Annotated in this window: 17 protein-coding genes; 3 read left to right on the forward strand and 14 right to left on the reverse strand. The window is 40.4% G+C overall.

What is annotated here, in order from left to right:
* Nucleotides 1-82: 82 nt before the first annotated feature.
* The 13 genes from parC to CMT41_RS14355 form a co-directional block, all read right to left on the reverse strand.
* Nucleotides 83-2392 (reverse strand): DNA topoisomerase IV subunit A, encoded by a 2310-nt coding sequence (gene parC, locus CMT41_RS14295; protein ID WP_058027649.1) that lies wholly within the window; start codon nucleotides 2390-2392, stop codon nucleotides 83-85.
* 352 nt (nucleotides 2393-2744) lie between these two features.
* A complete protein-coding gene (locus tag CMT41_RS14300) occupies nucleotides 2745-4070 on the reverse strand; it encodes a sensor domain-containing diguanylate cyclase (RefSeq protein ID WP_058027650.1) in 1326 nt (441 codons plus the stop codon).
* A complete protein-coding gene (locus CMT41_RS14305) occupies nucleotides 4070-5980 on the reverse strand; it encodes a tetratricopeptide repeat-containing diguanylate cyclase (protein ID WP_058027651.1) in 1911 nt (636 codons plus the stop codon). Before CMT41_RS14305 ends, CMT41_RS14300 begins: the two co-directional genes overlap by 1 nt.
* 91 nt (nucleotides 5981-6071) lie before the next feature.
* Entirely contained in the window at nucleotides 6072-7292 is a 1221-nt protein-coding gene (arsJ, locus tag CMT41_RS14310) for an organoarsenical effux MFS transporter ArsJ (protein ID WP_058027652.1), read from the reverse strand.
* Nucleotide 7293: 1 nt separating this feature from the next.
* Nucleotides 7294-8346, reverse strand: coding sequence for an ArsJ-associated glyceraldehyde-3-phosphate dehydrogenase (locus CMT41_RS14315; protein WP_058027653.1), 1053 nt, complete (start codon nucleotides 8344-8346; stop codon nucleotides 7294-7296).
* A gap of 33 nt (nucleotides 8347-8379) precedes the next feature.
* Nucleotides 8380-8757 (reverse strand): ArsR/SmtB family transcription factor, encoded by a 378-nt coding sequence (locus CMT41_RS14320; RefSeq protein WP_057182127.1) that lies wholly within the window; start codon nucleotides 8755-8757, stop codon nucleotides 8380-8382.
* Between the two features lie 256 nt (nucleotides 8758-9013).
* Nucleotides 9014-10252 carry an HlyD family secretion protein gene (locus CMT41_RS14325; protein ID WP_058027654.1) on the reverse strand — a complete coding sequence of 413 codons (1239 nt, stop codon included), beginning with the start codon at nucleotides 10250-10252 and terminating at the stop codon, nucleotides 9014-9016.
* Nucleotide 10253: 1 nt separating this feature from the next.
* On the reverse strand, nucleotides 10254-10676 hold the full coding sequence (locus tag CMT41_RS14330) for a hypothetical protein (protein WP_057182008.1): 423 nt from the start codon (nucleotides 10674-10676) through the stop codon (nucleotides 10254-10256).
* An 82-nt stretch (nucleotides 10677-10758) separates the two neighbouring features.
* Nucleotides 10759-12645 carry a DNA topoisomerase IV subunit B gene (gene parE, locus CMT41_RS14335; protein WP_058027655.1) on the reverse strand — a complete coding sequence of 629 codons (1887 nt, stop codon included), beginning with the start codon at nucleotides 12643-12645 and terminating at the stop codon, nucleotides 10759-10761.
* A 92-nt stretch (nucleotides 12646-12737) separates the two neighbouring features.
* The gene (locus CMT41_RS14340) at nucleotides 12738-13331 is read right to left on the reverse strand and encodes a YqiA/YcfP family alpha/beta fold hydrolase (RefSeq protein ID WP_058028242.1); all 594 of its coding nucleotides are present in this window, start codon (nucleotides 13329-13331) and stop codon (nucleotides 12738-12740) included.
* Nucleotides 13332-13438: 107 nt separating this feature from the next.
* Entirely contained in the window at nucleotides 13439-14269 is an 831-nt protein-coding gene (locus tag CMT41_RS14345) for a metallophosphoesterase (RefSeq protein ID WP_058027656.1), read from the reverse strand.
* Between the two features lie 18 nt (nucleotides 14270-14287).
* Entirely contained in the window at nucleotides 14288-14782 is a 495-nt protein-coding gene (locus tag CMT41_RS14350; RefSeq protein WP_057182015.1) for a DUF1249 domain-containing protein, read from the reverse strand.
* Between the two features lie 45 nt (nucleotides 14783-14827).
* Nucleotides 14828-15475: an NUDIX domain-containing protein gene (locus CMT41_RS14355; RefSeq protein WP_082606570.1), complete on the reverse strand. Its 648-nt coding sequence runs from the start codon at nucleotides 15473-15475 to the stop codon at nucleotides 14828-14830.
* 143 nt (nucleotides 15476-15618) lie between these two features.
* Here CMT41_RS14355 and tolC point away from each other — a divergent pair, with 143 nt between their 5' ends.
* Nucleotides 15619-16998 carry an outer membrane channel protein TolC gene (gene tolC, locus CMT41_RS14360; RefSeq protein WP_058027657.1) on the forward strand — a complete coding sequence of 460 codons (1380 nt, stop codon included), beginning with the start codon at nucleotides 15619-15621 and terminating at the stop codon, nucleotides 16996-16998.
* A 113-nt stretch (nucleotides 16999-17111) separates the two neighbouring features.
* Here tolC and CMT41_RS14365 read toward each other — a convergent pair whose 3' ends face one another.
* A complete protein-coding gene (locus CMT41_RS14365; protein ID WP_057182018.1) occupies nucleotides 17112-18206 on the reverse strand; it encodes a glycosyltransferase family 4 protein in 1095 nt (364 codons plus the stop codon).
* A gap of 172 nt (nucleotides 18207-18378) precedes the next feature.
* On the opposite strand from CMT41_RS14365, the gene lpxL reads away from it, so the two are divergent.
* Together lpxL and CMT41_RS14375 are read left to right on the forward strand one after the other, a co-directional pair.
* Complete coding sequence (lpxL, locus tag CMT41_RS14370) at nucleotides 18379-19299, forward strand: LpxL/LpxP family Kdo(2)-lipid IV(A) lauroyl/palmitoleoyl acyltransferase (RefSeq protein WP_058027658.1); 921 nt, start codon at nucleotides 18379-18381, stop codon at nucleotides 19297-19299.
* A gap of 154 nt (nucleotides 19300-19453) precedes the next feature.
* Nucleotides 19454-20152 carry a TcpQ domain-containing protein gene (locus CMT41_RS14375; RefSeq protein WP_058027659.1) on the forward strand — a complete coding sequence of 233 codons (699 nt, stop codon included), beginning with the start codon at nucleotides 19454-19456 and terminating at the stop codon, nucleotides 20150-20152.
* The last annotated feature ends 1 nt before the right edge of the window (nucleotide 20153 follow it).

Here is a 20153-nt window from a genome sequence, read left to right on the forward strand (position 1 = left end):
AAAAAGGCCAACAAACGTTAAACATTTGTTGGCCTTATTTTTTCTTATAACCTCTGCACAAAGTTGTTAACTCAAAACAGCTTTATTCACTTATTGGTGGCGTTTCATCAACACTGTCGTCGCTGACATTATTTACCGTAGCAGATTCAATTTCTATTTCTGAAACACGTTGTAAACCACGAGGCAGTTTATTACCACGGCGACCACGTTCTCCCATATAGTGTTCGATATCCGTAGCTTTCAGGGTAAGTTTACGCTTACCTGCATGTAAGGTAATGGCAGCCCCTTGTGGAATAATAGCAAGTATACTGACAAACTCTTCTCTCGTTTTTGCTCGGGCAGAAGGAATATTAATAATTTTATTGCCCTTACCTTTACTGAGTTCCGGTAAGTTTTTTACTGGAAAAACCAGCATACGCCCTTCACTAGTAATGGTTAGACAGTAGTCAGTGTCAAAATTGTTAATTAATTGCGGCGCCATCACCTTGGCAGCTTCCGGTAAACTGATTAACGCCTTACCATTTTTATTTCGACTGACCATATCAGCAAAGCTACTGACAAAGCCATAACCGGCATCACTGACTAATAGGTACTTAGCCTCGTCATCTGACATTAGGCTATGGACAAAGCTCCGCCCTGTGGTCAAATTAAAGCGGCCGGTAAGTGGTTCGCCTTGCGAGCGAGCCGTGGGTAAGGTATGAGCATCAGTCGTGAATGCCCTGCCATCGGAGCCGATAAAGACCACAGGGCGATTACTCCGCCCTTTTGAAGAGCATAAATAACCATCACCCGCCTTATAACTTAAGCTGGTTGGGTCTACATCATGACCTTTAGCACAACGTGCCCAACCTTTATCGGATAAGACAATAGTGACAGCTTCACTTGGTACTAAATCTTTTTCAGTCAGTGCTTTTGATTCAGTTCGTTCAACTATTCTAGAGCGGCGATCGTCACCATATTCTTTAGCGGCAGCAAGAATTTCATTTTTCATAAGTGTATTCATACGCACTTTTGAACTAAGGATTTTTTCTAAGTAGTCTTGATCAAGGTGTAAGGCATCTTGCTCGGTGCGAATTTTTACTTCTTCAAGCTTAGCAAGTTGGCGCAGTTTAATTTCTAAAATAGAGTGCGCTTGTGTATCTGATAAAGAGAAGCGCGACATTAACTCGGCTTTAGGATCGTCATAACCACGAATGATCGCTATCACTTCATCAATATTTAAGTAGGCAACCAGTAAACCATCAAGAATATGTAAACGTGCCAAGACCTTATCTAAACGATATTGCAAACGACGACGTACGGTTTCACGACGAAATTCAAGCCATTCAGATAAAATGACCAGTAAGTTTTTAACTGCTGGACGGTTATCTAAACCTATCATGTTGATATTAACACGAAAGCTTTTTTCTAAATCGGTACTGGCAAATAAATGCTGCATTAACTGTTCAATATCAACCCGATTTGAACGTGGAATTATCACTAGACGTACCGGATTTTCGTGATCAGACTCATCACGAAGATCGGCCACCATAGGCAGCTTTTTCGCCGTCATTTGGCCAGCAATTTGCTCTAATATTTTACCGCCAGAGGCTTGATGTGGCAGTGCTGTGACCACAATATCGCCTTGTTCAACATTATAAACGGCGCGCATTTTAATACTACCACGCCCGGTTTGGTAAATTTTTTCAATATCAGCTTTAGGGGTAATTATCTCAGCGTCTGTCGGGTAATCTGGCCCTTTAACAAACTCGAGCAAGTCACTTACTTCAGCTTTAGGATTCTCAATTAAATGCACACAGGCATTGGCCACTTCCCGGACATTGTGCGGCGGTATATCCGTTGCCATACCAACAGCAATACCGGTAATGCCGTTCAGGAGAATATGTGGCAAACGCGCTGGTAGGGTAATGGGCTCTTTCAGGGTGCCATCAAAGTTTGGCTGCCAATCCACTGTCCCTAGGCCTAATTCAGCCAGTAATATTTCACTAAATTTTGATAAGCGCGATTCGGTATAACGCATGGCGGCAAAAGATTTAGGGTCATCGGGTGCACCCCAGTTACCTTGGCCATCTACTAAGGGATAGCGATATGAGAAAGGTTGTGCCATTAAAACCATGGCTTCATAACAGGCGCTATCACCATGTGGGTGGAACTTACCTAGTACATCGCCTACGGTCCGTGCTGATTTTTTATATTTAGCTGTCGCAGATAAACCAAGCTCTGACATTGCATAAATTATGCGTCTTTGTACGGGCTTTAAGCCATCACCAATATGTGGCAAGGCACGATCCATAATAACGTACATGGAGTAGTTTAAATAAGCTTCTTCAGTAAATTGTCTTAAGGGAACTTGTTCTATTCCATCAAGGCTATATTCGAGCGTATCTGACATGAAAGGATTTCCTGATCGTACAAATTTAGTTATTTTTATTTGTTAACGTTATAGCTTATCTGATTATGAGCTTATAAAAAATAGATAAAGTCACAAAAGCGTTAATTATACCAAGTCTATTAAGTAATTTCACACTCAGCGAGAATTAAAAGGCGTAGAGGCAAGGCATTGATTGAAGAGAATGGTTATTCCCTTATCTAAATCAATAACACAGTATATACGCCTTTTAAGCTCGCCCTTTGGGAACTCATTAGCAAACTGATAACATCACACAAGGAATGAAACATATAATAACTATCTTTAAATAATTTTGTTTGTTCTAAGCTCGCTAATGTAGTTCTGAGTTAGGTAATTATTTAACAGAATTGCTATTACCCCTTCTTTCTTGTGCTTGGGCAATATTCTGATAACAAACGACACTATTTCGACCAAGTTCTTTCGCTTGATACATGGCCAAATCGGCACAATGTAATACTTGCTCAAAGGTCAATTTATTAGACGCCATGGTGGCCACACCGATACTGACCGTCACCCTACTCTGGAGGATTAACAATGAGAAGTCATGCTGTGCTATTTTTTCATTAATGCGCATAGCAATCGCTTTCGCTTTATTGCTATCGGCAAAAGGTAATATAGCAACAAATTCTTCACCGCCTAGGCGATAAAATACATCCCGAGAACGCATGGTTTCTTTTACCAGTTGGGCAATTACCCTAAGTATTTCATCGCCAACTTGCTCACCAAAGTCATCATTAATTTTTTTGAAATGATCTAAGTCCAACAATAGTATCGATAACTCCTCTGGCTGCTCAATAAAGCTAGCCACCATATGTTCTCCATGTTCAAACAAAGCACTGCGATTTGCTAAGCCAGTTAAGGCATCGGTTCTGGTTAATCGAATGAGTTTATTGCGTATTTTCAACTGTCTAAAAAAAAGTAGCACAAAAACGATAGCGGTACTGATAATTAGCGTGAAATTATACTGTTGCGTGGCTTTTTGCTCTTGTACTTCAGCAACTCGGCGAATTTTTAGTTTATTTTGACTAGCCAATAAGCTGTTGCTGGCCTTTTTATCATGCACTGTAAACGATTGCTCTAAAGACGCTATCATAGCTAGGCGCTTAGCTTTACGATAACTATAATATTTTTTTAAATACGATTTTTTCTCAAGATAGGCGAGATCAAATTGACCTTGTTGTGCGTAGTGAACGGCTAGAATTAAATGTAATTGCAAAAAATTGGGCTGATGTAATTGCTGCGCTGAAATTTGTGCCGATAACTTAAGGGCTTGCTCTAAAAGTACAATAATTTCGCGGCTCTGTTTTTTATGGCTACTGTGTTCAACACCATTAGCTATGGAATTTTCTTTAAATAATGCTTGCGTGACTAATAATAAGTACTGCTCTGCCGCATTCAGTGGCGTGGTAGCTAAGGTAAGCTGTTCTAGTGCTCTGGCAATTTTCTGCTCATCAATACTTGCTTGCTTAAGTTGCGTAAGTATGGCGAGTAAATCTTCGTTGATAGGCAACAGACTTACTGCCGGCAGAGGTAATAACGCCTTTTCATTCGCTGGTTCCTCGGTTATGGCCGAGGCAATAATGGGCTCTTTTGCTAAACTAACCGATGCTAACATCAGCTGCATGAGCATAATAATTAACAGAATTTTACTGATATTCATTAGCCACAAACCTTATTTCTTCCTGACGCTTTGGCTTGATAAAGTTGTTCATCGGCCCTTTTTATCAAGCTAATTAAATCTTTATCATCGGCTAAAGTAGCGACACCAATACTAACGCTGACTTTTTCCAGCTTGTTAAACGGCCAAGAATGTTGACTGACAGCTGAGCGAATTCGCTCACTTATTTCTAAGGCCGATTTCAACCTGGTCTTCGGTAAACAGACCATAAACACCTCACTACCAAAGCGCCCAAACAAATCACTTTTTCGCATCATATTCGTGCCAATATAGGCTACTTTCGCCAAGACTTTATCGCCTGTGCTATGACCTAAGCAATCATTAATGTCTTTGAAATGATCGATATCTATCAGTAAAATTGTTAAATTGTCCTGCTTTACTTGAGTAAACTTAAAGGCCTGTTGCGCTTGCTTCATTAAACTGCGTCTATTAGCGACTCCCGTAAGGGTGTCAACATTGGCAGCAATTTTAAGTTTATGCTGACTTTGCAGCAGTTTAACCAGTACCCAAGCAAAGGCTAAAGCAACTAGGGCACTGATGATGAGGTAAAAGCGCTGCTCTTCATTGGCTAACGTAGCGGCTCGTAAATTTTCATTATAAAGGTCTTTTTTATGGTGTAATATTTTATTTCGTTTATCCGCCTGTTCGCCTTCAAGCTTTAAACGTACTTGGGCAATAGAGCGATTATCTTCATTTTCATACAATTTATCGGTTAAAATGATCACTTGTGATAGGGTTTGAAAAGCGTATTGAAATTGCGCTAACTTGTAATAAATACCGGCTTTCAACTCCATTAAGTAGACATAATTTTCTTTTTTAATCAAAGATAAATCCTGATTATTGGCTAATGTTTTTTCTACTTGGCTCAGGCTAACAAGCGCGTCATCAAAACGGTCCAACTTGTATAACATGTAGGCTTGATCATAATAAAATTGTAATTGATAATCGAGCTTCTCCGTTGCTTGCAAATACTGCTTTGCCATCAGTAAATATCGATAAGCGGCCTCAGGGTTGCTGTCTACTTTCTGTTGATACGCCCAGGCCATGCCAGAATAAACGCTATACATGCTATCACTCGGGCTGTCTTTATTTGACTCAGCAATGATGGTGTTAAAAACCGTGATTGCTTGTTGGTAGTCGTTGTTCCGAATATGATTAATAGCAATATTATACAAGCTAGTATGGGCGGATAATATCATCCCGGCTTTTTTAAAATGTAAATACGACTGCTGATAATAAACCATTGACTGCTCATCTTGCAGTAAATACGAATACACAATACCAAGTTCACTGTTTACCGTCCCTTTAAGCTCTTCATCATCGGTTTGTCCAGCAATATTATAGGCGTCATTAAGCAAGACTAAAGAGCGTTTAAAATCATCGGTGAGATAAGCAATCGCCCCTAAATTAATAAGGCCTAAAGCGACTTGCACTTTGTTATGTAAAGATTCAGCAACTTCTAAGCCTTTTTTATATTCTTTCCTCGCTTGAGCAATATAACCTAAACTTTCAAAAGCAAAGCCTTTTAAATACAACAGTTCACTGATCAATATGCTAGGACTCGACAGCCTTTTCGCTATGGTTAGCCCCTGATTGGCCGTTTTTTTGGCGCTACTATATTTGTTTTGTTCTATTTGTATCTCAGCAAGCAGCTTAAAATATATTAAATTTTGCTCTATAGTGAGCGCTGTCAGCACCTTTTCATAAACCGTTAGTTGTTTAAGAGAGCGCACTAAGTCGGTTTTTTTCAGCTGTTCAACTTGCTCGATGACTTGATTAAACTGCTTAATATTCACTGTTTCTTGGCCAGTGCTGGCCATAGGCAATAACAGGCAGGCAATACTGATAACAATTGATATTGCCTGAGCAGATTTTTTAGCAAAATACAACAAACTGTAGTTCCTTAAGGCAGCAAAACGATTAGAGCGGTTAAGGCAGTATAAAACGATTTAGCCTTAGAGTTAAACCGTAATTTTTAACTATTTATGCTACTTTTCGAACAAAACAACTGGCCAATAAAATAAATACAAAAGCAAAAAACATACAGGCTGACAGGCCAAATTGCTGATAAATAACACCAGAGAGAACTGTACCTAACAGTCTGCCCATGGCATTAGCCATATAATAGAAGCCAACATCCATGGAGACACCTTCATCTCTGGCAAGAGCGACAATAAGATAGCTATGCAGTGATGAGTTCATAGCAAAAACAGCAGAAAATATAAATAGACCTACGATTAACACGGCATTACTTTGCGGAAAAAGGTAAATAGCAACAGATAAAAGCAAGGTAACCAGTGCCAGTAATACTGACCAAAAACCTGCTTGTTGACAGCGATTCTGTGCTGCCTTGGCGGTTAAAATATCGAGCAGCTTTGGCGCATTAGCTTGAATGATGCCATAAAAAATAATCCAACAGGCAAGCAAAGTGCCTACATTTTGGTGTTGCCATTGTAATTGACTGGCCAAATAAACAGGTAGGGCAATGACAAACCAGACATCACGACCGGCAAACAGGCATAATCGTGCTGCAGATAAATAATTTAAGGGGGCATTTTTTGAAAATAACTGGCTAAATTTTGCTTTATAACGCGTTTTACCGATATTGCCACGCAGCATAGGATAAGTGCTTAAGGCAACAAGGGCTAAGGCACTAGCCATCAATAGCAAGGCGTTTTGAAAGCCAAAAAGAGTAAGCAATAATCCGCCGAGAAAAAAACCGACACCTTTTAAGGTGTTTTTTGACCCCGTCAGTAAAGCCACCCATTGAAAGAGTTTACTTTGTCCTTGCGCACTATCCAAGTTGGCTACCAGTAATTTAATACTCGACTTAGCACTCATTTTGTTAAGATCTTTAGCAATGCCCGACAACGCTTGAGCAAACATGACATAGGTAATACTTAAATACTCACTTGGCACTGTTAACAGTGCTAAAGCGAGTATCTGTATCAGCAGACCAATGAACATGGTTTTATTTAACCCTATGCGTGCACCAAGCCAGCCACCAATAAGGTTAGTGATAACACCAAAAACTTCATAAAGTATAAATACGCTAGCTAAGGCTAATGGGCTATAACCTAACTGATAGAAATACAACAACACCAACATGCGCAACGCGCCATCGGTTAAGGTGAAAGCCCAATAATTAGCCGTGATAACTAGGTATTGTTTTACCGGGTTAGGCAAGGAGTTCAATGACTGCAAACTATGATTCGTTAATATCAGTTAAACTGAGGGCAATAATTTTCATTAGCTCGGCACTGCGATTAGCATAGCCCCATTCATTGTCATACCATAAATACATCTTCAGCTGAGTACCATTTATCACCATGGTTGATAAAGCATCAACGACACAGGATCTAGTATCGGTTTTATAGTCCACCGACACTAATGGCCTTTCCTCATAACCTAAAATACCGTTAAGCTCTCCTGCAGCAGCATCCGCCATTAACTGATTTACTTCCTCAACAGTCACATCGCGCTGCATTTCAAAAACACAATCCGTTAATGAGGCATTTGCCAGTGGCACTCGCACCGCATGACCATTTAACTTGCCTTTTAGCTCAGGGAAAATATCAGTGATGGCTTTTGCCGAGCCAGTTGTGGTAGGAATAAGCGACTGGCCACAGGCTCTTGCACGGCGTAAATCTTTGTGAGGGGCATCTAAAATAGTTTGGGTATTGGTAACATTATGAATGGTAGTCATGCTGCCATGTTTAATACCAATGTTATCTTGCAATACTTTAATTACTGGCGCTAAACAATTGGTGGTACATGAGGCGGCAGTAACAATACTATGCTGCTCACCTTGATAAAGTTGCTGATTAACGCCCATAACAATATTTACTATATCCTTATCTAAAATATTACCTGAGCTATCTTGCGCTATCTTCATTGGCGCAGTAACCAATACTTTTTTTACTCCTTGAAGAAAGTAGGCTTGTAACTTAGCTTTATCGCGCATCACACCTGAAGCTTCAATAACAATATCACACCCTGACCAGTCGGTTTCAGCGAGACCCTCATTTTGGCTAACGTGCAGGGTTTTTCCTTCAATGTACATTAGCTTAGCGGTTGCTGTCGCTTCATATTGCCAACGGCCATGAATAGAGTCAAAATTAAGCAAATGAGCCAGTGTTGGTGCATCACCAGCTGGATCGTTAATTTGGATAAATTCTATTTCTGGCCAATGCCATGCGGCGCGTAAAATTAATCTGCCCATACGGCCAAAGCCGTTGATACCTACTTTTATTGTCATTTGTTTTTCCTATTATTCACTAAACTAGCTGATTTAATTACAACACTGTTGCACACGGTCCGGTCGTTCGCCCATCACGGCTAAATTTTGCAGACATTCATCGATCACCGGCAAGTTTTCCTCAAAACAATTTTGAATCACTGCTTGCTTCCATTGCGAAAGAGACTTGGCCAGAGAATAATAGACCCAACGACCTGACTTTCGTTCGCTGAGTAACTGCTGTTGCTTTAATAAGGCTATATGGCGAGATATTTTTGGCTGGGATAATTGCAACGCATGAGTTAGCTCACAAACACACAATTCGCTTTCATACCTCAACAATAATATGATCTTCAAGCGTGTATCATCGGCCATTGCTTTAAAAAATAATAAGCAGTCACTTTCTGTAACTCGTTTTGTAGTAGTGATCATTATTTCTGTCTCGTTAACTCGAACTTACTCTGGGCAGTTCATTGCCCTAGATAATACATATGTTTTTTCATATGTATAGCAACTTAATTTAAATACTTAATTATGTGCGCTCATTTTAGCGTGCTTGCTCTATAACAATGTCCATACTAAAGTCATAAAAAAGCCCTCATAAAAGAGGGCTTTTTATTGCGACATTGCTGCTAGAGACTCTGGGATGCCAACCTTATAAGCCACTCAGGCTAAGGTAGGTTAACTGTTAACCTGAAAAGACTAGGCCCTTAACTGGCAGCAACAAGGCTTGTATTCGTAATATCATGGCATGAACAACCCCGACCGCATCAACCATGTGAAAATAGACTGACTCGATTGTGCTCAGTGTGCCACTGTTAATTAATTCATCATGATAGCTATAAACATTAGCAATACATTTTGTGCCCGGGATAACCCCATCGAGTCCACCTTCATATAAAGGCACAAGTTTTACCGTCAGTGTGCCAGGTCTTGCTCTTTCTTGTATATCCAATAAGGTCTCAACGGCTCTGATTTGCCCGGTAGCAATAACACTCTGCACGCTTGCTACCTTCATCGGGATAATGATGAAAGGCTTAGACAGGCAGGTGATTTCTGCAAAAGTACCCACCTTAATGACATTCGCCGATAATTGATTAAAGCCCGCTTGTACCGCTTCTTTTCCGGAAGCTGCACCAGAAGTTGGTACTAAGATCCCCGCAGCGCGAATCATAGGATTAACAAAGTCGCCCGGTTGCAAAGCAAATTGTTGCAATTCGCCATCAATATGGGCATAAACTGTGCGTTTAGCCTTATCAACAATGAACGAATCTAACTCTTTCAGAGCACTGGCTCTTTTAGCCGGTAAGACGATATCAATGACCGCTTGTGCTGATGCTTGATTAGCTTTCGCAGCAGATAACCCCGCTTTATTGATGGCTACGGTATCAGCCATTTTCTGCACTTCACTGGCACTGATAATATTTATCCCTTTGAGCGATAACTTCTTCTTGCGATCATATTCATTTTTTGCCCGCATATAAGAACTATTAGCTTGTTCGACATTACTCATAGCTATAACCAATTGAGCATTGGCGGTAGAAAACTCTGCTTCCACTTGTTTTACTTTTGCATCCGCTTTGTCAATAGCGGCTACTTGCGATTCATCATACATGCTAAACAGCGCAGTTCCCGCTTTCACTTTTTGATGATTCTCAACAAAAACATACTGCACTCGGCCACCTCTCTCTGGCATTATCGAGACGGTGCGAAACATGGGCGTAGCATTAGAAGTAGAGGGGTGGTAATAAAAGATTAACGTAACCAGTGATATAGTTAAAATAACACAGGCAGATATGCCCCAGCGCAGCTCATACCACATGGTAAAAAAGGTTATTTCTTTGCCCCAGGTCTTGCCTTGGCGATATTTTCTAAATAAATAATCCGGTAAAATGGTGATAAGTGAACATAAAAAAACTTCAAACATGTTAGTTATTCTCCTTATTAATCACTTGCTGTCCGGGTACTTGCTCTACTGAGTTTTTCTGCTCTGGTGCTTGTTGCTCAGGGGCTTGTGGTGCTGTGCCATCTTTAGCTTTAGCAATTATCTCTAACGACTTGGCCATAGATTTCAGTGGCGCTAAAAAATCAGGTACCTCCACCACTGCTAATACTAGGGCTGCCACCCAAAAGATATTGTTATGGGTGAATAAAGCTAAAATAGTTAATACAGTGATAAGCTGTATTTGACTATGATTTTTTCCGTGGGCAAGATGTTCAGGCACGGCGTGTAACTTGAAATATAAAACACCCGCAAGCAAGACGCCTACCACGAGGATAATAGTCATGACGATCATTAAAGGATCACTATTGGCTCCCGCCAAATATCCGGGCATAGACTCAGTACTCATTTGATTTCCCTCTCGTTTCTTTTGTTAAGTTTGTTTGTTTGTTTGTTTGTTAAGTAATAAAGCTAAGTTTTAAAGCTAAGTTTTAAACAATCGCCATATCACCTTTACTTTGTAACCATGCTTTACGGTCACCGGCGCGCTTTTTCGATAACAACATGTCCATCAATTCCATGGTCTTACTGTGATCATCTACCGTAAGTTGTACTAAACGACGCGTATTAGGATCCATAGTGGTTTCACGTAACTGCAAGGGGTTCATTTCACCCAAGCCTTTAAAGCGTTGTACGTTAACTTTACCGCGTTTTTTCTCGGATTCAAGTCTATCGAGAATACCTTCTTTTTCTGCTTCATCTAAGGCGTAAAAGACTTCTTTACCAATATCAATACGATATAAAGGTGGCATGGCAACATAGATATGACCTTGTTGTACTAGTGGGTAAAAATGTTGAGTAAATAAGGCACACAATAATGTGGCAATATGCAGTCCATCCGAATCGGCATCCGCTAAGATACAAATTTTACCATAACGTAGCTCTGATAAGTCATCACTGTCAGGATCAATCCCTAAAGCTATTGAGATATTATGTACTTCTTCCGATGCTAATATTTGCGCTGAGTCTACTTCCCAGGTGTTTAATATTTTACCTCGCAACGGCATAATGGCTTGAAATTCACGATCGCGTGCTTGTTTAGCACTACCGCCAGCAGAGTCACCTTCCACTAAAAACAGCTCAGTTCTGGCTAGGTCTTGACTACTGCAATCGGTTAATTTACCGGGTAAAGCAGGACCCGAGGTGATTTTTTTTCTGACTACTTTTTTACTGGCTCGCATGCGTTTTTGCGCGTTACTGATACAAAATTCTGCCAGTGTTTCCGCTTTATCGGTGTGCTCATTAAGCCACAAACTAAAAGCATCTTTTACCACACCAGAAACAAAGGCGGCACATTTACGGGACGATAATCGTTCTTTAGTCTGTCCGGCAAATTGTGGATCTTGTATCTTAATAGATAAGATATAACTACATTTATCCCAAATATCATCTGGGGTTAATTTTACCCCACGCGGTAAAATATTACGAAATTCACAAAATTCACGCATCGAGTCAAGCAGCCCTTGGCGCAGGCCATTAACATGGGTACCGCCAACAATAGTTGGAATTAAGTTAACATAACTTTCCCCGACCCCTTCGCCACCTTCTGTTAACCAAGTAACCGCCCAATCGGCCGTTTCATGCTGAGAGGTAAAACTGCCAATAAAAGGCTGTTCAGGTAAGGAAACATAGTCTTTTATTGCATCTTGTAGATAATCGGTAAGACCGTATTCATAACACCATTGGTATTTTTTATCTTCAATTTTGTCATGAAACTTAATGGTTAAGCCTGGGCATAATACCGCTTTAGCTTTAAGTAAATGGGTCAGGTGACGAACCGAAAATTTAGCAGTATCAAAATAGCTAGCATCGGGCCAAAATTTAACACTGGTGCCGGTATTACGTTTTCCTACCGTGCCAGTTTCGTGCAGCTCTTCAACTTTATCGCCATTTTCAAAGGCCATTTCATAGACTTTACCGTCTCGTCTAATACTGACATCAACCCGAGTTGACAAGGCATTAACTACGGAAATACCTACACCATGTAACCCCCCTGAAAACTGATAGCTTTTATTAGAAAATTTACCACCCGCGTGCAGTTTACAAAAGATAAGTTCAACCCCGGAGACACCTTCTTCCGGATGAATATCGATGGGCATACCGCGACCATCATCAATTATTTCAAGTGACTGATCCTGGTATAAAATAACACTAATATTTTCTGCATGCCCCGCAAGTGCTTCGTCCACTGAGTTATCAATAACCTCTTGACCTAAATGATTGGGTCGTGTGGTATCGGTATACATGCCCGGACGGCGGCGAACTGGTTCTAGGCCACTGAGTACTTCAATGGAATCGGAATTGTATTGGTCAGTCATGTGAAACTCAATTTAATCGCGGTTAAAAGGTCTGGTGTTGCGAGTATTTGCATTAGCGACGGCAGCTAGTGCAATGCTCATTTTATTAGTGGTTAATCAAGTTGAAAGAAGTCAGTTATGGTGGCTAAGCATTTATCAAAATTGATAAAACTATGATCACCCCCCCTTTGAACTATTAATCGGCAATGTTGATATTTTTCCACAGCTTGTTGGTAATTTAACACTTCATCCCCCGTTTGTACCATAACTAGGTAATTATTTTTTTGCTGACCAGCAATTGTTGGCGCACTTTGCTTTAATGCTTTTAGCTGCAGCATATGCTCTGCGGTCACCTGGTACACTTCTTGGGTATAGGGGTTAACTTGTTCACCGATATAGTCATGCAGTAATTCATCGGGTGTTATCGCCGGATTCACTAACACTGCTAAATAATGATATTTTTCTGCCAGATAACTGGCAAAGTAGCCACCTAGCGATGAGCCGATTAAATACCATTGGCTGTGATAATTGTGCTGTTCAATAAGTTGCTCTAATTGAGTAATAGCCTTAGCGGGTGTGGACGCTAATTGTGGACAGAAAAAACCGACCTCTGGATAGTTTTTGGCTAAGTAATGACGGGTTTGTTCGGCTTTTAGCGATAAAGGCGAAGAATTAAAGCCATGAATATAGAGGATGTTTTTTTGCATTATTACGTTTTCATGATTAAGCATTTTTAATTATTAAATAGCTGTCCTGCCTAGAAAAGTTACCATAACGCTGACATTTACTAAAGCCTACTTTATAAATCACTGTTTTATAAGTTAATAACATCACTATCAAGCTGGCCATTGCGGTATAAATAAAAAATCCGATAACCCGGGCCTTTAGCCAAAGCGGCAACACCATCGACGCTAGGATCAAATTGTATTGATGTTGCTGGGCAAGTATACAGAGTTACCGGCGCTTTAGCCGGTGTCGATTTTTCGGGGGCAAGATGGACTGTTTTAACTGCTTGTTTACCTTGCTTAGTGAGTTGCATAGCACTATGAACATGTCCACAGGCAATCGCTTTAATATTGTCAAAGTCATCAATGGCTTGCCAAAAAGCGCTTTTATTTTGCAAACCATATTTATCAATAAAGTAACCCACGTCTATAGGATGATGATGCATCATAACGAGCTGATGTTTATCTGCTTTGATAGCCTTTTGTAATTTCACTAAAGCTTGCTCAGCGACATAACCTGCAGGTGTTGCACTTTTGCTATCAAGAAGTTGAATTTGCCAATGCGGGTGGTCAATTGTAGTGTCAGAGGTAAACGGCGCGGCAGAAAAATATTGAGCTAGTAGTTCAGGCTCGTCGTGATTACCCGCCAGATAATATATAGGTACCGCAATACCACACTCATGAACGAGATCAACAAAATTTTGGTAGGACTGTTCGCTGTGATCTTGCGTCAAATCACCGGTAAAAATGACATAGTCTATTTGTCGGTTATGACAGATACTCAATAATACTTTTCTTAGGTTGGCCAGAACATTATGGCCATGGTGCAGGCCATTGACTGATGAAAACAAATGACTATCACTTATTTGCGCCAAAACGATGGGTTTATTTTCGGGTGAATCAGTTTCAGTCAAGTTCATAAGTTAACATGCCCTAATTTAAGAATGCAACTCAACATTCACTTGCCCTAAACGCAAACATAAATGTAACCACTCATTTAAAAACTGATTAGTTTGCTGCTTTTCATCTTGCTGGTGCATTTGACTATTGGGGTAATCGTAACGCGGTTTTACTTGCCTAATGTCTTGCGTGGCAAGTACTTCCGCCATACGAGCATCATGGTACAAACGAATAGTCATACGTGGATGCAGTGCACTGGCAACAACACTGGCAATATTTTTAAGCGAATGATGTAAGCTTTCCTGCTCAAAATCAATGACTGAAGTATAAGGAGTGACCTCTGTTATTGTTACCTTATAGGAGAGCAAGTCACTGATAAAAAAATGACGCACTTCACCAAGCGCTGACTTATCCGCTAATACTTTCAGTAATAACATGTAATTGTTGGCACATAAGCTCATCAAGCTAACTAAGTTAGGTTGGTAATTTTTTCTAATCCCGTTAACCAAGGCTCGGTTAGGAAAAAAACTCATAGCTGCCTCTTACTGATGCTTTTATTACGAGCAGGTTTAGTACCACTAACTTTTAGGAGAAAGTGATTGATAGTTCATTGCCAGCCATTGTAACCCGATAATTGTAGCGGCGTTAGTGATTTTACCCTGGGCTAATAAGTCTAGCGCCTTAGTGCGACTGACAAGGTGTAACAATATATCTTCATTTTCTGCGTCTAAGCCATAAACTTGGCCATCATTAACTTTATTACTGTCAAAATGTGCCAAATAGAGATGAATACGTTCACTCATACCGCCAGGGCTAGAAAGGTATTGCATGATCGGTTGTAAGTTATCGGCACTAAGGCTGATATTAGCTTCCTCTTTAGCTTCTCGTATGGCGACTTCGATTGGACTTTCGTTTTCATCAAACATACCAGCAATAAACTCTAATAACCACGGGCTATCTTCTCCCCTGATGGCGCCAGCACGAAATTGCTCTATTAACAGCAGCTTATCTTGCTTGACATCATAAGGCATAACAACGACAGCATCACCACGCTCAAAAACTTCCCGGGTAAATTTCTGACTTTGCTGCCCTGAAAAAAGTTTATGCTGCAGGGTATATTCATTCATTTTAAAAAAGCCCTGATACTTGGTTTCAACAGAGTGCACCAACACCTGCTCATTATCGAATTGCAGCATAGCTAAGGGCTTATCTTTATTAATTGTCATTCAATATCTCGTTCAAAAAATAATTTGTTACACTAGTAAACAGTTATTTTATTTGGTTAATTTAAAAATCCATGTAGGATACCCTACCAACGAATACCCATAAATGAATAATAAGAGTAATACACCCAAGGAATTCCTTACTCATGAAAAGAACACTAAGCACCCTAATTATTGCGATAACCGCTGCTTTTAGCAGTACACATTCCCAAGCCGATGATTTACTTACCGTTTATCAGCAAGCTCTATTAAACGATCCTGTGGTACTTAAAGCACAAGCTCAGTTTATGATAGTAAAAGAAGATATTGAGCAAGCCCGAGCAATATTACTACCACAAATTAACGCCACTGGTGGAATTTCCATTAGCGAGCGTGAATCACAACAGTCTCAACTAGGGGACTCTAATGTGGTTGTCTATGATGCTACCTCCAATACTGATGTAACCAACTTTGGTGCTAACTTAAATATGCAACTTTATCATCATGATAGCTGGTTGCGTTTAGATAACGCTAAAAAAACAGCCCATCAAAGTGATTTAACCTATCAAGTTGCCAAACAAACTTTAATCATTCGCGTAGCTAAAGCTTACTTCGACTTGTTAAGTACCAAGGATGACCTTGTATTTTCCACGGCAGAAAAAGATGCTATTGCTCGCCAGCTAGAACAAACCAAGCAACGTTTTTCAGTTGGTTTAACGGCAATAACTGATGTTTATGAAGCCCAAGCGCAATTTGATAATGCCGTTACCGAAGAAATTCGCGCAGAAAATGCCATTTTCCAAGCAGAAGAAGAGTTACGGGTAATTACCAATACTTACCCCAGAAATATCAGTGTCTTAAATACTGAGCGTTTTAGCACTAGCACACCTATACCTAATAGTGCTGATGAATGGCAAGTAACCGCCGAAGCTAAAAACCTTGACTTAATTACCGCTAGAGTCGGTATTGATATTGCGCGAGACAGTATTAATATTGCTCGTGCAGGTCATTATCCAACCTTAAGTCTAAACGGTAATTGGGGCAGTGGTAAAAGTCAAACCAGTGTTGAGGCTCTGGGTTTCAATCAAGACTTTGATGAAACCCCTTATTTCGATAATTACTCGGTAGGTATTACCTTAAATGTGCCTATTTACTCGGGTGGCGCCATTCAAAGCTCAGTGCGTCAAGCACAAAGTCGCTTTATCCTGGCTAGCCAAGATTTATCATTAACCCACCGCAAGATTGTCCGTACCACACGTAATGCTTACAATACCGTTATTGCTGCTATTTCTGCGATAAAAGCGTATGAGCAATCGGTATTAAGTGCCCAAAAAGCACTGGAAGCGACTGAAGCAGGCTTTGAGGTCGGTACTCGTACCATAGTTGATGTCTTAGATAGTACCCGTAATTTATATAACGCTAAACGTAACTTATCATCGACTCGTTATGCCTATATTCAAAACGTTTTATTACTGAAACGTGCGGCTGGTACCATTACCGATGAAGATTTAACGGCTATTAACTCCGGTTTAATGGCAGTTAATTAGTTTTATGGTACTTATAACTAAACACTAGTTTATGCAGCCATTAAAAAAGCCCTAAGCAATACCTTTGCTTAGGGCTTTTTTGTCTTTATTACCTTGCTAATGCCGAGTTAAGGTTACACCAGTGCTTTAAGGAATCTAGTCAGCTCTTTCGCTTCTCGTTCAACAGAGTAATGTTGTTCAACACGTTGACGACCAGAGCGGCCCATTTGAGCAAGCTTAGTTTCATCACTCAGTAGCAAGGCCATTTTATCGGTCACTGCCACCAAATCATTTACCGGTACCACATAACCATCAATCCCTTGACGTATGACTTCTGGCCATGCGCCAGCTTCACTGGCAAGTACCGCTGCACCACTACTCATGGCTTCAAGAATAGTTAAACCAAAACCTTCACTTTCGCTCAGGGCAACCACAAGTGATAAGCTGCTAAATATTTTGGGAATATCAGCGAAGTCCTGCTCGCCAACAAATACTATCCGTTCAGACAAGCCAGCTTTAGCAATGCTATCACGTAGCTCTTGGGCATATGTTTCATGTTTAGCGGCAATACCACCAACAATAACCGCAGTATAATCAGGATGGTCTTTTAATATTGCAATGCAGCTTTGCACAAAAAGGTGGACGCCTTTTTGTTTTCTCACGCGTCCAAGAATCGCAATACCGCGCTTACCTTTTGTTTGGTTGGGCGCTAATAAGTTAAGTGTTTGCCAAGCTTGTTGTTTATCCTTGCTCGCCACATAAGCACTGGTATTTACACCATGATAAATGACGGCACTGGGCGGTTTTTCTAAATAGCTGGCTGAGGCTTTACACATGGCAATAACCGCATCCATACGTCTTGTTAACCAGCAGGTAAAGCTAGCGCGTTTTCGCTGAGCAGCTGAGCTGAAAACCAACTTTATTTTGGCTCTAAAAAGGTATTTTAACACCACACCTTGAATCATTTCATCAACACGACGGGCATGAAAAATACGAAATTTACCATTGGCTAAAGGACGTTGACACATTTTGACTACTTGCCAAAAACTAATGGCTAAACTGGTATCAGTTAAGTTATTTCTTCCCATGATACGTAATGGCATCATATCCTTTTGGTAAGCGACCACTTGCAACATAGTTGAAGTAATGCCGGAAAAATTCCGTTTTGAATTGCCAATAATAAGCTCAATTTCGCTATTGCTTACCTCTTGGTTAACCACTGTTGTCATCAAAAACTCTCTAAATACCCATGATTAGTCTAATGACGCTATTCTACGGTATAAGCCCGCTTAAGTACCGCTAAGTACTAAATAACTTCATTGCCCAAGACAAACTAACTTGCGTATAATCAAACATAGTTAAAATAAAGATCAAAAGAGAAATACATTGAGCAAAAATAACATGTTGCAACCTAACTTTAAGTTATCTTTTTTATTACCCAAATACTGGTTAACTTGGCTAGCTGTTTTTATCCTTTACAGCATCTCTTGGCTGCCGTTCAAATTACAACTCGCCATGGGGCGGGTTGTAGGTCGATTATTTTTTAACATTGCCTCAAAAAGAAAACATGTTGCCCTGACTAATTTACGACTATGTTTTCCGGAAAAAGACGAACAAGAACTGCAGCGTATTTTAAAAAAGAACTTTGAAAATACTGGTATCGCCTTATTTGAAACGGGTATGGGCTGGTGGTGGCCAAATTGGCGCATAGCAAGAAAAGTAAAAGTTATTGGTGCCCACCATATAACCTCGGCACAAGCACAAGGTAATGGTGTACTGGTCTTAGGCATGCATAACTTAAGCTTAGAAATGTGTGCTCGAGGTGCAGGAATTGACAATCCTTTAGTGGTATTTTATCGCCCCCATAACAACCCGTTAATGGAATTTTTTCAGCACCGAGGTAGGGCACGGTCTAATAAATACATGTTAGGCAAGCGCGATGTTAGAGGCTTACTACGCGCACTGAATAATAAAGAGGCTTGTGCCTACCTACCCGATCAAGACTACGGCCGTAATAAAAGCCTGTTTGTGCCATTTTTTGCGGTAAAAGAAACGGCAACCACAACCGGTACCCTTATGTTTGCCCGTAAGAGAAACACTAAAACCATGATGATGATTCCGCGGAGAAATGCCGATGATAGTGGCTACACCGTTGAGATTTCACCGCTAGAAAACTTTCCAACCAAAAATGACCAACAAGACTTAATCACCATAAACCAAGCGCTAGAAAAAGCGATTATGGTTCAGCCCGAACAGTATATGTGGCTACATAGACGATTTAAGACCAGACCTAACCCAGAAGATGCCTCATTATATAACTAACTGTTTATTAATATTATTAATAAGCTAACGCCCCTTCTGCTATGAATGCCTTAAGGGGAAATATAGAGGACAGTTGTATAAACATTAAACTTTGCGTAAAGTAAGCTAACTTCACTATAATTAAAGTAATGAATACAAAGGTATTGATTAACCGATGAACTTTTGGCTGCGAAACATTATCTTAGGACTTTTCCTGACCGTACTGGCTTGGGGCTTTTTTGCCAACCAAGACTTTTTGCTGTCCATTGATGCCTCCTTAGGCAAGGTTGATGAAAGCACAATAACTGCCAAAGAAGCGACTGTCGCCGCTGTGCCACAAGAGCCTGAAAGTAGCCCGACAAAGTACCAGCAAGGTCGGACTTCAACCAATGCCGCAGCGCTTGGCTTATCTAAGTTTTATGCCAATTTATACGGCGATATGGATGGCAAAGGCCCTAAAATCCGCAATAATATAGTTTACCTGCCCGAGCCAAAAGGTGACTTAACTAAATTATTGCAAGCTAGAGAAATGGTGGTACTGCCTTATAAAAAGAATTGGCAGGGTAGTATCGAATCTCGTCCCTTTAGACGCGGTGAAACCTTAAATCGAAAACTTGCCGAATATTCTGACAAAGATGGTATCGATTTAATTTGGTGGTTAAACCGAGATTATGTGGTAAAAGACCCGTTTAGAATTGAAAAGAACATCTTAACAACTACCTTTCAGGTAGCTAAAGCCATTGAGGGTCACTTTGAAGCAGGCCTTTCTATTTTCTTTTGTCATCGCCAACGCGCTATTGTCGTTATTGAAAGTGCTCCCCAACCCTTTTTGGATGAGGAGTGTATTTTACTTGCCAGTGAAAAGCCTTATTAAT

Source organism: Colwellia sp. MT41, from assembly GCF_001444365.1.
In the GTDB taxonomy this organism is placed as follows: domain Bacteria; phylum Pseudomonadota; class Gammaproteobacteria; order Enterobacterales; family Alteromonadaceae; genus Colwellia; species Colwellia marinimaniae.